Annotated in this window: 11 protein-coding genes; all 11 read right to left on the minus strand. The window is 60.2% G+C overall.

Annotated elements, in window-relative coordinates:
- Positions 1-23 precede the first annotated feature (23 nt).
- Positions 24-932: a glycosyltransferase family 2 protein gene (locus WA225_RS05595; protein WP_422607171.1), complete on the minus strand. Its 909-nt coding sequence runs from the start codon at positions 930-932 to the stop codon at positions 24-26.
- Positions 925-2,679, minus strand: a complete 1,755-nt coding sequence (locus WA225_RS05600) for a carbamoyltransferase (protein WP_422607172.1) — start codon at positions 2,677-2,679, stop codon at positions 925-927. The genes WA225_RS05595 and WA225_RS05600 overlap by 8 nt, the downstream gene beginning before the upstream one ends.
- A 172-nt stretch (positions 2,680-2,851) precedes the next feature.
- Positions 2,852-3,187 carry a YceK/YidQ family lipoprotein gene (locus WA225_RS05605; RefSeq protein WP_422607173.1) on the minus strand — a complete coding sequence of 112 codons (336 nt, stop codon included), beginning with the start codon at positions 3,185-3,187 and terminating at the stop codon, positions 2,852-2,854.
- 147 nt (positions 3,188-3,334) lie between these two features.
- Positions 3,335-4,783 (minus strand): lipopolysaccharide kinase InaA family protein, encoded by a 1,449-nt coding sequence (locus WA225_RS05610; protein WP_422607174.1) that lies wholly within the window; start codon positions 4,781-4,783, stop codon positions 3,335-3,337.
- Entirely contained in the window at positions 4,783-5,535 is a 753-nt protein-coding gene (locus tag WA225_RS05615; RefSeq protein ID WP_422607175.1) for a lipopolysaccharide kinase InaA family protein, read from the minus strand. Before WA225_RS05615 ends, WA225_RS05610 begins: the two co-directional genes overlap by 1 nt.
- Positions 5,532-6,266 (minus strand): lipopolysaccharide kinase InaA family protein, encoded by a 735-nt coding sequence (locus WA225_RS05620; RefSeq protein ID WP_422607176.1) that lies wholly within the window; start codon positions 6,264-6,266, stop codon positions 5,532-5,534. Before WA225_RS05620 ends, WA225_RS05615 begins: the two co-directional genes overlap by 4 nt.
- Positions 6,266-7,072, minus strand: coding sequence for a lipopolysaccharide core heptose(I) kinase RfaP (gene rfaP / locus WA225_RS05625; protein WP_422607177.1), 807 nt, complete (start codon positions 7,070-7,072; stop codon positions 6,266-6,268). The genes WA225_RS05620 and rfaP overlap by 1 nt, the downstream gene beginning before the upstream one ends.
- Positions 7,072-8,193 (minus strand): glycosyltransferase family 4 protein, encoded by a 1,122-nt coding sequence (locus WA225_RS05630; protein WP_422607178.1) that lies wholly within the window; start codon positions 8,191-8,193, stop codon positions 7,072-7,074. The genes rfaP and WA225_RS05630 overlap by 1 nt, the downstream gene beginning before the upstream one ends.
- Entirely contained in the window at positions 8,193-9,254 is a 1,062-nt protein-coding gene (gene waaC / locus WA225_RS05635; protein WP_422607179.1) for a lipopolysaccharide heptosyltransferase I, read from the minus strand. The genes WA225_RS05630 and waaC overlap by 1 nt, the downstream gene beginning before the upstream one ends.
- Position 9,255: 1 nt before the next feature.
- Positions 9,256-10,290 (minus strand): lipopolysaccharide heptosyltransferase II, encoded by a 1,035-nt coding sequence (gene waaF / locus WA225_RS05640; protein WP_422607180.1) that lies wholly within the window; start codon positions 10,288-10,290, stop codon positions 9,256-9,258.
- Between the two features lie 286 nt (positions 10,291-10,576).
- Complete coding sequence (glnE, locus tag WA225_RS05645) at positions 10,577-13,516, minus strand: bifunctional [glutamate--ammonia ligase]-adenylyl-L-tyrosine phosphorylase/[glutamate--ammonia-ligase] adenylyltransferase (RefSeq protein WP_422607181.1); 2,940 nt, start codon at positions 13,514-13,516, stop codon at positions 10,577-10,579.
- Between the last annotated feature and the right edge of the window lie 372 nt (positions 13,517-13,888).

A 13,888-nucleotide genomic window follows, 5' to 3' on the forward strand; every position in this document is an offset into this window, starting at 1 on the left:
ACGCGCACATCACCGCGAACCGTTCACCGAAACAGCGACCTCAACGCCTTGCGAGTGTATGACCAACGCGAAAACGTCCGCCAGTCTGCACGCAACGCCTGAAAGTAGAACGCTCTGGCCAGTTTGTATTCACCATGGGAATAACAGTCACGAAACAGCGACAGGCAACGCTGCGCCAGAAATGCCTGACGCAGGTCGTGCATCTCAGTCGGCATGCGCCGAGCGGAAAACACTTCACTGACAACCTGCTCGGTACCTGCCGCCAGACTCTGACGCAGATCATGACGCATGCTGTCAGCATGCTTGTAAATAAGTGCCAGAGGCATGTCCAGCACCGTGCACGGATAGCGCGCCAATACCTGAGCAAACACCGGCAAGTCTTCAACATTGCGCAAGTGCTCAGGGTAATTGCCCGGCGCGAATACATCACGATGCATCGCACAGGCACCGTTGGAAATCGAAATGGTCTTGTCCAGCAGGTAGCCCTGCAAGCGTTGGCGTGGCGTCAATGGCAAAGGCTTCGCACCTTGCAGACTGCGCCTGCCGTCAGCGAAGACCGACCAGTGCGCGCCAATGATCATCCTGCTCTCGGGGTTGTTGCCAATATGCTGCGCCAACGCTGCGAGTGCGCCGGGGGCCATTTCGTCGTCGGAGTCGAGAAACACCAGATACTGCCCGGTCGCCTCCTCGAGCCCACGATTGCGCACTGAAGACAACCCGCCATTGCTTTTGCGCAGCGCACGGAAACGCCCGCCATGTTTGAGCAGGAGTTTTTCGACCACCTCAGGCGTCTCGTCCGTCGACCCATCGTCGATGACCAACAGATCCGCCGTCGCTTCATCCAACTGCGCCAACACCGACTCCACTGCTCGGGGCAGGGTTCGCGCATAGTTGTAAGCCGGAATGACGACGCTGATCAGTGTTTCAGTCAAGTTCGTATCCTTTTACACCCTCTTTTACGACCAGAATATCTTCCATGATCAGGTATTCCAGATCCGAGCCGAAAAACATGTTCAGCGCGTCAGTTGGCGAGCAGATCATCGGTTCGCCACGACGGTTGAGCGAGGTGTTCAGCGATACACCATTACCGGTCAGATTTTCCAGCGCCTTCATCATGTCGTAATAGCGCGGGTTGTATTCGCGCTTGAGCACCTGGGCGCGAGAAGTGCCATCTTCGTGGACGACTTCCGGCACGCGGGTCTTCCACTCTTCAGCCACTTCGAAGGTGAACGTCATGAACGGTGCCGGGTGATCGATCTTGATCATCTGTGGCGCAACGGTGTCGAGCATCGACGGGCAGAAAGGCCTCCAGCGCTCGCGGAACTTGATCTGGTGGTTGATCCGGTCAGCCACGCCCGGCACGCTTGGGCAACCGATGATCGAGCGACCACCCAGTGCACGCGGACCGAACTCCATGCGCCCCTGGAACCAGGCCACCGGGTTGCCATCGACCATGATTTTGGCGATCTGCTCCGGCATGTTGTCGAGCTTGCGCCAGGTCGGCTTGTTCTGGTGACGGGCGCAGGCGGCGATCACGTCTTCGTTGCTGTACGACGGGCCGAGGTAGACGTGCTCCATCTTCTCGACCGGCACACCACGGGCCTCCGAGACGTAGGCCGCTGCACCCACTGCGGTACCGGCATCACCGGAGGCAGGCTGTACGAACAGCTCTTTGATGTCATCGCGGGCAATGATTTTCTGGTTCAGCTTGACGTTCAACGCACAGCCACCGGCGAACGCGAGTTTGCCGGTTTCCTTGAGCACGTCGCCCAGGTAATGGTCGATCATCTGCAACGCGAGTTTCTCGAACAGCGCTTGCATGCTCGCGGCGTAGTGGATGTACGGTTCGTCAGCGATGTCGCCTTCGCGTTTCGGGCCAAGCCATTCGATCAGCTTCGGCGAGAAGTAGAAGCCTTTGCCCTTCTCTTTGTAGCGACGCAGGCCGATCACGTTGGCGTAGTCGGTGTTGATCACCAGCTCGCCGTTCTCGAACGAGGCCAGACGCGAGAAATCGTATTTGCTGGCGTCGCCGTATGGCGCCATGCCCATGACCTTGAACTCACCGTCGAGCATCTCGAAGCCGAGGAACTCGGTGATCGCGCCGTACAGGCCGCCGAGGGAGTCCGGATCGAAGAATTCCTTGATCTTGTGGATCTTGCCGTTTTCGCCATAACCGAAAAAGGTCGTGGCGTACTCGCCCTTGCCGTCGATACCGAGGATCGCGGTTTTCTCTTTGAAACCCGAGCAGTGGTAGGCGCTGGAGGCGTGAGCCAGGTGGTGCTCGACCGGCTCGATCTTGATCTTTTTCGGATCGAAACCCAGTTGTTCCAGGCACCAGACGATCTTGTTGCGATAGCGCTTGTAGCGACGGTTGCCCATCAGGATCGCGTCGAGGGCGCGATCCGGGGCGTACCAGTAACGCTTGGCATAGTGCCAGCGTGCCTTGCCGAACAGGCTGATCGGGGCGAACGGGATCGCCACCACGTCAACGTCGGACGGTTTGATGCCGGCCTGTTCGAGACAGAACTTCGCCGATTCGTAGGGCATGCGGTTCTTTGCATGCTTATCGCGTACGAAGCGCTCTTCTTCAGCCGCCGCCACCAGCTTGCCGTCGATGTACAAGGCCGCTGAAGGATCATGGCTAAGGGCGCCGGACAGGCCAAGAATCGTCAATGCCACAGGGGTCTAGCCTCTTTAGTCTGCATTCGGGCGCAAGGCGCCCTGAAAATTGATGTGTCTTCGCTCCGGGCGAGAGACAGCTAAAGGGCGGGATTATAGCGTAAACATGCCGGGAATTACCCTTGCGAATCACACCCGCTTCGAATGATTCGGATTAGTCTTGCTCAATGTCTTAATAACCCCCTCTGCGCCAGTAAATACCAAGGTTGCCGTCGGTGACCTGACGATAAATCGTATAGGGCAGCGATACCGTGTCGAACACCCCGGACAGCGGCAGATCCAGCAACACGAACGGCACCAGAAAACCGCTGGGGTCGGGTGGCGCGTTCAGCACACAGAAATCAAAAGCCAGACCGCTGTAAATCCGCGGAATGGATTGGCAATACGTCTTTTGCTTGCGCATGTCCCGGGCGACGTCAGCATCGTCCTGCAAAACGGTCATGACGCTGCCGCAGCCGGCCAGAACCGATGAAATTGCACCCAACATTACAGCCTGTTTAATGGTCAAAATTCGCCCTCCGAAATCGTTGGGCAAACTAGCATCGGAGCTGAACAGGACACAGTTCATGGCTTCCGTAGATGCTGTAGGACGCGTCGCTGAATCTTGTCCTCTGTTGCTGTAGTGTTTTTTGCCGGCCGCTCGCGGCAGGCCTCATTACGCGCCGGCGATAGCCTTTGGCAGCCGCCGATCAATGACCTGGTACAACGCACTGCTCTCGGGCCAGTTGCGCATGAATCGCGCACGATCACGGGCATAAGCCGGGGCAAAGCTGCCGACAGATCCGTGCTGGCACATCGAATCAAGGTCGATCAACGCCCAGCGATCCTGCTGCCAGAACAGATTGTGACCCTTGAAATCGCCATGGCTGATACGTTCGTCAATCAATCGGGCGAATAGCTGGTCCAGCGCCTGCAACTCCGCCTCCGGCGCTTCGCCACTTTCAACATACGGCGCAAAGCGCTCGATGATGTCCGGCCCGGAGAGAAATTCGGTGACCAGATACGCCCGACTGCGCAGCCATAAAAAGCGCTTCTCCAGCACCGCCAGCGGTTTCGGCGTGGCGATACCGAGGAATGCCAGGCGGTTGCCTTCGCGCCACGAATGCCAGGCCCGACTCGGGCGCCAGAAACGCTTGAGCCAGTGCGCAAAGCCCTTGATGTTGTAGCGCTTGATCACCAGCGTGCGCGCGCCCACCTGGACCTTGCCGACGCTCGCGGCCCCACCGGTCTTGTACAGATGACCCTGATCGAGCAACGCATCAGCCTGCTCCAGCACCGGCACCATGGCGGATTCTTCTTCACGACGGATCGCGCGCAGACCGAACGCTCCACGCCGCACGCTGAACAGCGTGCACTCGCGACCGACCTTGATCAGAAAATCCTTCAAGCGCCAGCGGCGCACCTTGTCGATCTGTTTCTGCAAGGCTTCCAAAGGCAACGCGTGCTCGCTGTTGCTCAACAGGTAATACACCAGCAGCTCTTCGGTGAACGGCTCCAGTGCCTTGGGCAACTGAGCGAAAAAGACGCCAAGATTCTCCAGCACCTTTTGCCGCGACAACGGCTCACCCGCGGTCTCCACGCAAATGCCGGCACCGTCGATCAGGTACAACTGGCCACCATGACGCAGCAGGTTGTCCAGGTGCAGATCTTCCTGCCAAAGCCCTTTGCCATGCAGCTGGCCAATGGCGCCCAGCGCTTGGGCCAGCACCGCAGATTGCTCATCCGCCAATACTGGCAACGATTCGACCTTGGCCCAGGCCTCGCCGAGACTTTCGGCACCTTCGAGGAAATCAAACAGCAGCCAGCCACCTTCACCGCTCTGCAAGCCATCGGCCAGCAACAACGGTGTCGTCATGCCCTGAGCCGCCAACAGACGCACGCCGTCCAGCTCGCGCTGAAAATGCCGTGGCGCCTTGCTACCGACCAGCAATTTGGCCAGCACCGGACGGCCGCGCCAGACGCCGGCACCGACGTAACGCTGGCCCGGCAGCACCCGCAACAAGCTCAGCAGCTGCAAGTGCGCAGTGCCCGCCGAGTCCGCCAGGGTCACGCTCAGTGGCAGTTGCGGGACGCGCCCGACACCGGCCAGCTCGGACAATTGCATCAGCGCGTCTCCTTGTGACTGCGGCGCGCGGTCAAGCGGGCGAGCCAGCTGTCGAGCAGCGAGCTGTCGGTTGGCTGATCCAGATAAGCCGCCAGCAACTCGCGCAGTTGCGCTTCGTTCCACTCGGGCGCGCGGCGCTGCAACGGCTCAAGGTCCTTGATCCGGTCACGCATGCCGAACAACAACGGCCGGGTTTTTTCCAGGTCGATCAATTGCGCCTGGTAACCGTCGCCGGTGGCCCGAAGAAAGATGTGTTTGGGGTAGAAGCAGCCATGCACTTGGCGCACACCGTGCAGATGCCGCGCCAGCAAACCACAAGCCTTGAGGATCGCCGAATGCTGCGCAGCACTGAGCTGCGACCAGCGCTGCAGCAACGATTCCAGATCGCTCCAGCCATCCAGTGCCCGGGTCAGCAGGATCGCGCGAACTTCGCCATCGACTTTGCGCTCACCGAAAAAGGCGGCCTGCAAGGCTGGAATGCCGAGCTTCTGATAGCGACTGATGTTGCGAAACTCGCGGGCGAAACTCGGCTCGCCAAACGGCGCATGCAGGGTGCGGGTCAGATAATTGCTTTGGCGCTTGAGGTAGTAACCGTGGCCTTCCAGGTCCAGGCGGAACACGCTGCTCCAGCCGCCACGGGCGGTATTCGGCTCGTCCACCGCCTCCAGTTGCTTGGCCCACAGGGCGTCAAAAGTGCCTAGGCCGTGGCGTTCCAGCAGCGCACGGTCATCTTCGGCCAGAAAATCAGTCATTCGCGTCCCTCGAAAAATCTCACCACGTGCCGAATCCGTTTCTTGTCGGCGTCGTCAAGCCGATCGCACTGGCGGTATTGCTTATAGAAACGCAGGCGTTGGGTATTGGACAGGTGATATTTGGCAAGCTTGTCGAGACAGGCCAGGTCCTTGGTGATCCGGTACTTGAGCCAGAAGCCGCGCCAGAACTCGCCGTTAGGGCAATCGATCAGAAATATCCGCGCCTGGTCATCGATCAGCAGGTTGCGCCATTTCAGATCGTTATGGGTAAATCGGTGATCATGCATCGTCCGGGTATAACCGGCCAGCTGCCGACTGACAGCGTCGACCCAGGCGCCATCCTTGAGCTTGGGATCCTTGCGTTCGGCGAGGGCCGAGAGGTCTTCGGTTTTCGGCAGTTCGCGGGTGATCATCGCGCCACGGTCATACGCCGCACCACGCCGCTCCAACCCCCAGGCCACCACTTCAGCGGTGGGAATGCCCCACTTGGCGAAACGCTTGAGGTTCTGCCATTCCATTTTTACGCGTGGCTTGCCGAGGTAACGACGCAAGCCTTTACCGGCACCGACATAGCGCTTGACGTAATAGTTGACGCCATTGCGCTGCACGCGGATGACTTCGGACAGCGGGTCGCGGGTCAGGCGTTCGCCTTGCAGCGCGAAGACCGCTTCGAGACTGCCGAAATCTTCGGCGAGCTCGCTGTATTGCGGTTCAAGCGTCCAACCCGCCATCAGAGCGCATCCCCGTAGCGCTGTTTACGCGCATAGAGTTTGTTGGCCTTGCCTTCGAGCCAGCTCAGCAGCGGCGCTTCTTCCGCCAGGATCTGGCGCAGCGGTTGCTGGAAATAGCCCTTGAGGAAACGCAGTTTGTCGCGACGAGTCAGGCCAATGTCCAGCGCGGAGAAATACAGCGCAGCCAGATCCTTGTTGCGCCAGCGCTGAGTAATCTTCGTCCGGGTCTGCGCACGGTGCAGGTCGATCACCGAGAGCTTGAAGTCTTGCGGCGTCACCGGTTTGTCGATGTGCAACAGGAAGTGGCAGATGTAGCAGTCGCGATGGTTGACGCCAGCGCGGTGCATCATGCCGGTCATGCGCGCGACTTCGGCGATCAGCGCGCGCTTGAGTTTTGGCTCGGGCGGCTGCTTGATCCAGTCGATGCTGAAGTCTTCGAGGCTGATGGTCGGCGCCAGTTCTTCGGTAACGATGAACGAGTGCTGATCCGCCGGGTTGCTGCCCTTCTCGCCGTACGCCACGGCAGTCATGGTCGGCACGCCGACTTCCTGCAGACGCTGGATCGCCTTCCACTCCTGACCTGCGCCGAGTACCGGCAGCTTGGCGGTCAGCAGGTTCTTGAAGATTTCGCCCCAGCCGATGCCACGGTGGATCTTGACGAAAAAGCCGTTGCCTTCGACTTCCGTGCGCAGTGTCCGGCGGGCTTCCAGCTCGCGGTATACCTCGCCCTGCAAGCCCTCGACTTCGGCGAACGGGTCGCGCCCGGCCCAGAGGCTCTTGAACGGTTCAGCCAGCATCAACTTCATTAAGCGTGCTCCGCCAGAATCACATCGGCCGCGTGTTGCGGCATGCTGTAGAGGTCGGCCGTCTCGGCGAAGGCCAGACCATTGCGGCTCCAGGCCGCGCGTGCAGCGTCGTCTTTCAACATTTCAGTCAGGTATTGCGTCAGCTGCGCCTGCTCGAAGGGTTCGTCCAGCACTCGCCCGGCATCGGCCTCGGCAATGTAATGGGCGTAACCACAGACTGCACTGACCAGCACCGGCAAACCGGCGACCAGCGCTTCGAGCAGCACGGTGCCGGTATTTTCGTTGTACGCCGGATGGATCAACAGATCGGCGCCGAGCAGAAAACGCGGGATATCGCTGCGCCCCTTAAGGAACGTCACGTTATCGCCCAGCCCCAAAGTGGCACTCTGCATCTGGAACAATTTGGGGTCATCCTGGCCGATTACAAACAGCCTGGTGCGTTTCTTCAGCTCAGCGGGCAATGCGGCCAGCGCTTTCAGGCTGCGATCGACGCCTTTGGTCTTGAACCCGGAGCCGATCTGCACCAGCAGCAGTTCGTCGTCCTTGAGATTGAATTCAGCGCGGAAACCGGCACGAATTTCGTCAGCGTCCGCTGGACGGCGACGATCTTGAGCGATGCCCGGCGGCAACAGGTGGAAGCGTTCAAGCGGCGTGTCGTAATGCTTGATGAACAGCGGCTGCTGCACCTCGGAAATCATCAACACTTCGGTTTTCGCGTCTTTGGCGAACACCGCACGCTCGTACTCGGCGAAGTGGCGATAGCGGCCCCAGCGGCGGTACAGCGAATGACGCAGGTTTTGCGCCTTGTCTTCGAAGCAACCGTCGGCGGCGTAATAAACATCCAGCCCCGGCATTTTGTTGAAACCAATCAGGCGATCGACCGGGCGCTTGGCCAGATCCGCCGCCATCCACGCGCTGAGCTTTTCGTTGCGACGATGATTGAAGAACGCTTTGACCGGCGCCACCAGCACTTCAAAACCGGGTGGCACGTCGCCTTCCCAGATCAGTGTGTAGACGCGGATCTGATGCCCGCGTTTCTGGCATTCGAGGGCGATGCGCATGAAGTCGCGCTGCAAGCCACCGAACGGGAAATATTTGTACAGGACGAATGCCAATTGCATCAGCGCAGCTCCTCAGCCATTAACAACGTGCTCAGTCGGCTGGCGACACGCTCGGGGTTCAGACGCGTGAAGCACAGCGGCTGTTCACGCTTCAGGTCAAACTGACGGGCATCCTGCGCGGTCGGTTGATAGGTACATTTCTTTTGCAGGCACGGCGCGCACGGGAAGTCGCTGGCCAGGTGAATCTGCAATTTGCCGTAAGCGCCGGTCAGGCCCGGATTGGTCGGGCCGAACAGCGAGATGGTCGGCACGTCCAGTGCTGCGGCCAAATGGCCGAGACCGGTGTCCACCGCGACGCACGCCTGCGCCCCGGCGAGGACTTTGCCGACACCGGCCAGATTGAGTTTGGGCAGCACTTCGGCGTGTTTGAAACCGGCGGCGATGCGTTCGGCGCGCGCCTTCTCCTGCGGGTTGCCCCACGGCAGTTTGACGCCGACGCCGAGGTAACCGACGCGTTCAGTCAATTCGCGCCAATAGCTTTCCGGCCAGTGTTTGGTGTCCCACGTGGTGCCGTGCAGGAATACCACGAAGGCATTTTTGCGCGGCAGCTCGACCAGACGTTCGACGTTGAGGCCGTAGTCGCCGAGACCTTTTGGCAGGTCGTAACCGAGGGCGATGGCGAACAACTGGCGCACGCGCTCGACAGCATGCTGACCACGGGCCACGGCCAGTTTGCGATCGTAGAAACGCGCTGCCATCGGCTCGCGGGCCGAACCTTTATCGAGGCCGGCCACCGGCGCTTTGACGTAGCGCGTCAGCCAAGCGCTTTTCAGCAGGCCTTGGGCGTCGATCACCAAGTCGTATTTGTTGGCGCGTACGCTTTGTTTAAAGCGTTTCCACTCGCCGCTGGTGATGGTTTTCCAGATGTTTTTGCGCCAGCGGCGGATCGCCACCGGAATCACTTTGCCAACGGCCGGGTGCCAGGTCGGGATCTCGGCGAAGCCTTCTTCCACCACCCAGTCGAATTTGATCCCGGGGATCGCCCTGGCGGCGTCGGTCAGCGCCGGCAACGCGTGTATCACGTCGCCCAGCGATGAAGTCTTGATCAACAGTACCCGCAACTTAATGAACCTCGACCACAGAGCCCTGCAATTTCTGCAAGGCATCGTTGACCGCGTCCGGCATCAGCTGGCGCAGGCAGTTGTAATGGCCGAAACGGCAGGTACGGTCGAAGCACGGGCTGCAATCGAGGCCGAGGCGGACGATTTCAACGTGTTCGGCCAATGGCGGGGTGAAGCCCGGCGAGGTCGAGCCGTAAACCGCGACCAGTGGACGATTCAGGGCGGCGGCGACGTGCATCAGGCCGGAATCGTTGGAAACCACCGAGTCGGCGCAGGACATCAAGTCGATAGCCTCGGCCAGCGAGGTGCCGCCGCTGAGGTTCACTGATTCTTCACGCAGGCCCGGAATCAGCCGTGCACGAATGTCTTCACCGACCGCGTGATCGTTTTTCGAGCCGAACAGCCACACCTGCCAGCCTTCGCGAATACGCGCTTCGGCGACTTTGGCGTAATGCTCGGACGGCCAACGCTTGGATTCGCCGAACTCGGCACCAGGGCACAGGGCCAACACCGGGCGATCGAGGCTCAGGCCGAACTTGGCCAACGCCGCTTCGCGGGTGACCGGGTCGATTTGCAGGCTCGGCCGCGGATACGGTTTCGGCAGTTCGGCGTTCGCTTCATAGGCCAATGCCATGAAGCGCTCGATCATCAGCGGATAGCGTTGCTTGTCGAGGGTGCGCACATCGTTGAGCAAGCCGTAGCGGAATTCGCCGCGCCAGCCGGTGCGTTTCGGGATGCCGGCAAAGAACGGCACCAGCGCCGATTTCAGCGAGTTGGGCAGCAGGATCGCCTGGTCGTACTGGCCGCGCAGGGATTTGCCGATGCGCCGACGGGTCGCCAATTCCAGCGCGCCGTGACCGAGCGGGAAGCTCAAGGCCTTGCGCACTTCGGGCATGCGCTCAAGGATCGGCCGGCTCCACTCGGGGGCCAGCACGTCGATTTCGCATTGCGGGTGGCGCTGCTTGAGACACTGAAACAGTGTCTGCGCCATCACCATGTCACCGACCCAACTGGGCCCAACGATCAGAATATTCATGTGGTTTCCAAAAACGAACCGGGGAGGCATTTACGCCTCCCCGCCTCGAGAATTCTACAAACACTGTAGATCTACTGTGGGAGCGGGTTTGCTCGCGAATAGGGTCTTCACATCCAACATTATTGTCGTCTGATACTCCGCTATCGCTGGCAAGCCAGCTCCCACAGGGTTTTGCATCCGCTCCAACATCTGCATTTCACCGCAGATCACTGTGGGAGCGGGCTTGCCCGCGATGAGGCCATCGGACTCACCACTAACGGTGCTGGCTCCCACATTTGAAGGTGTTTCAGCTTAGCCCCAACTCTTTCCAGATCCGCAAAACCTGCCGGCGTTCATCGGCAAACTGGTCACCCGCAATCACCCCGGCGTCCTTCTGCAAGGCCTGCCGGTGGGCGGCGGAGCGGTAGGCTTTATAGGCCTCGCGCAACAGGCTGGCGTCTTCGGCAGGCATCAGCCCTTCGTGCTCCAGCTCTTCCAGAATGCGGATGTTATCGGTCCAGCGCAGCAATGGCGGGTGGCTTTGCGACCACGCCAGAGCCGCGTATTGCACCATAAATTCAATATCGACGATACCTCCGGCGTCCTGCTTGAGGTCGAACGGCGCCGTGGCGTCGAAGGCATTCGCCGCGGTACCGGCCGCGGTGCTCTTGCTGCCGAGGTTGTCGCGCATCTTCGCGCGCATCTCGCTCACTTCCTGTTGCAGTTTGGCCAGGTCCCGGGGTTTACCCAATACCTGCGCGCGCACCTTCTCGAACGCCTGCCCGACATCCTGACTGCCGACCAAGACCCGCGCACGCACCAACGCCTGATGCTCCCACGTCCATGCTTCATTTTCTTGATAGCGGGCAAACGCACCCAGTGAGCTGACCAGCAGCCCCGAGGCACCGGATGGCCGCAGGCGCATGTCCACTTCATACAACTGGCCAGAATTGGTCTGCGCCGTCAGCAAGTGAATGATCCGCTGCCCCAGCCGGGTAAAGAACTGCGCGCCATCGATCGGCTTTGCCCCGTCGGTTTCCGCCTGCGGATCACCGTCGTGGATGAACACCAGATCGAGGTCCGAACCATGCCCCAGTTCCAGGCCGCCGACTTTGCCGTAACCGACAATGATGAAGCCCGGATCGCACAAGGTGCCGTCGGTGCGCAGCGGCGTGCCGTATTTGGCCACAGTCTGGCGCCAGGCCAGCGCCAGCACTTGCTCGAGAATCGCTTCGGCCAGCCAGGTCAGGTAATCGCTGACCTTCATCAACGGCAGGCTACCGGCGATTTCCGAAGCGGCGACGCGCAAGCGGTGCGCCAGTTTGAAATGGCGCAGGGCTTCCATCTGTTGTTCGAGATCGTCTTCGGGAATGCGCGTCAGCCGCTCGCGCAATTCAGCCGCCAGTTCCGGCGCCAATGGCGGTTTGAACAGGCGACCCTCGTTGAGCAACTCGTCGAGCAGCAGCGGGAAGCGCGTGATCTGCTCGGCAATCCACGGACTCGCCGCGCACAGCGTCAGCAGGCGGCGCAGCGCACCAGGGTTTTCCGTCAGCAACACTAAATAAGCCGAACGCCGGGCGACCGCTTCAACCAGCGGCAACACGCGCTCAAGCACCAGATCCGGGTTGTCGTGCTCCACCGCCTGGGCGAGCAGGCGCGGGATAAACGCATCGAGACGCTCGCGACCCAAACGCTGCATCGCGCGCAATTGCGGGCTGCCGCGCAAACCGGCCAGCGCTTTCAGGGCCTTGCTCGCATCACGGAAGCCGCCCTCTTCCAACTGTCGGCAGGCGGCTTCGTCGTCCTGGGCTTCTTCCCACAACGGCAGCCATTCACCACCCACCACGACTTCACAATCGGCGCCCTCTTCCTCATCAGGATCGGCGATCACCTGCGCGAAATGCCAGGCCACGCGGCCGCGCCAGAACATCAGTTTTTCGTGGAAGGCGTCCCAGTCAGCGAAGCCGAGCATAAAGGCGATGCGCGCCTGATCCTGCGCGCCATCCGGCAACATCTGGGTCTGGCGGTCGGCGATCGCCTGAATCGCGTGCTCGGTGTAACGCAGAAATTCGTAGCCCTCACGCAACTCGCTGATCACTGCCGGCGGCAAGTAACCCTGCCCTTCCAGCGTGCTCAAGACTTTTAATAACGGACGCTGCTGCAAGCTCAAGTCGCGCCCGCCATGGATCAACTGGAAGGCCTGCGCGATGAACTCGACCTCACGAATCCCGCCGGAGCCCAGCTTGATGTTGTCGGCCATGCCTTTGCGCCGCACTTCCTGCTGAATCAACTGCTTCATGGTGCGCAGCGCTTCGATTGCAGAGAAGTCCAGGTAACGCCGGTAAACAAACGGCCGCAGCATATCGAGCAATTGCGCGCCGGCAACCTGATCGCCGGCCACCACCCGCGCCTTGATCATCGCGTAGCGTTCCCAGTCGCGGCCCTGATCCTGGTAATACTGCTCCAGCGCATTGAAGCTCAGCACCAGCGCGCCGGAAGAACCGTACGGACGCAGACGCATGTCGACACGGAAGACGAAGCCGTCGACGGTCATCGGATCGAGTGCCTTGATCAGGCGCTGGCCGAGACGGATGAAAAACTCCTGATTATCCAGCGCACGTTTCACGCCGACGGTTTCCCCGCCCTCGGGGTAGGCGAAGATCAGGTCGATGTCCGAAGACAGGTTCAACTCGACGGCGCCGAGCTTGCCCATGCCGAGGATGACCATTTGTTGAGGCTCACCGCTGCGCCGACCGGTCGGTGTACCGAATTGTGTGCAATGGCGGCTGTACAGCCATTGGTAAGCCTGATCGATGGTGGCGTCGGCCATGTCCGAGAGGTCACGGCAGGTTTGCACCAGGTCGGCCTGACGGGTCAGGTCGCGCCAGATGATCCGCACCTGATGGCGTGCGCGCTGACGGCGCAAGGCGCGACCGAGTTCGTCTTCGGTTTGCGCGGCATTCACGGCGGCGGCAATCTGCGCACAGAGTTCGCCCGGCGCGAAGCCCCGGTCGAGTTGGCCGGACTGCACCAGCGCAAGCAACATCAAAGGGTCACGAACGCTCTGTTCAATGACAAACTCGCTGGCGGCGGTGACGCGGGCGAACTGCGCCCAGCGTTCTGCCGTCCAGCCAGAGAAGCCGTGATCGTCTTCGAGTTCGGCGACGGCCGCACGGAACGACTGCTCGGATCGAGTGACCAACGGCAGGAGAATGGCAGGCAGTTCGGCAAGCACGGGCAGGGTCATGGTCTATCCTTGATCGGCGTGTAAATGGCCGCTTGTAGTGAATGGTGAAAACCCGCTACGCGAAGGACTGTCGAACAAAAGTTAGAAATAGCTGAAATTTCTTCTTCTTTAGCATCCAACATCAAAGTTTCACCTTTTACGGATGGTAATCGACCAACCTTAACGATTATTCTCACAACGCAGTCGGAGGCCACAAGCCTTTCATCTGTAGTTTTACTACTCGTCTATACATCCGAAAGGCTGAAATGCTCAAAGATTTGTAGTAAAACTACACGCCGCCGGAACAACCTGTCGGCAATCCAAGAATTTTAAATCGTCTGCCCACAAGGCCAGTCGCAAACTCAGGCAACCGATTCTGGAAGCCTTTCCGCC

Origin of the sequence: Pseudomonas sp. (assembly GCF_049300855.1) — a bacterium.
Lineage (GTDB): Bacteria > Pseudomonadota > Gammaproteobacteria > Pseudomonadales > Pseudomonadaceae > Aquipseudomonas.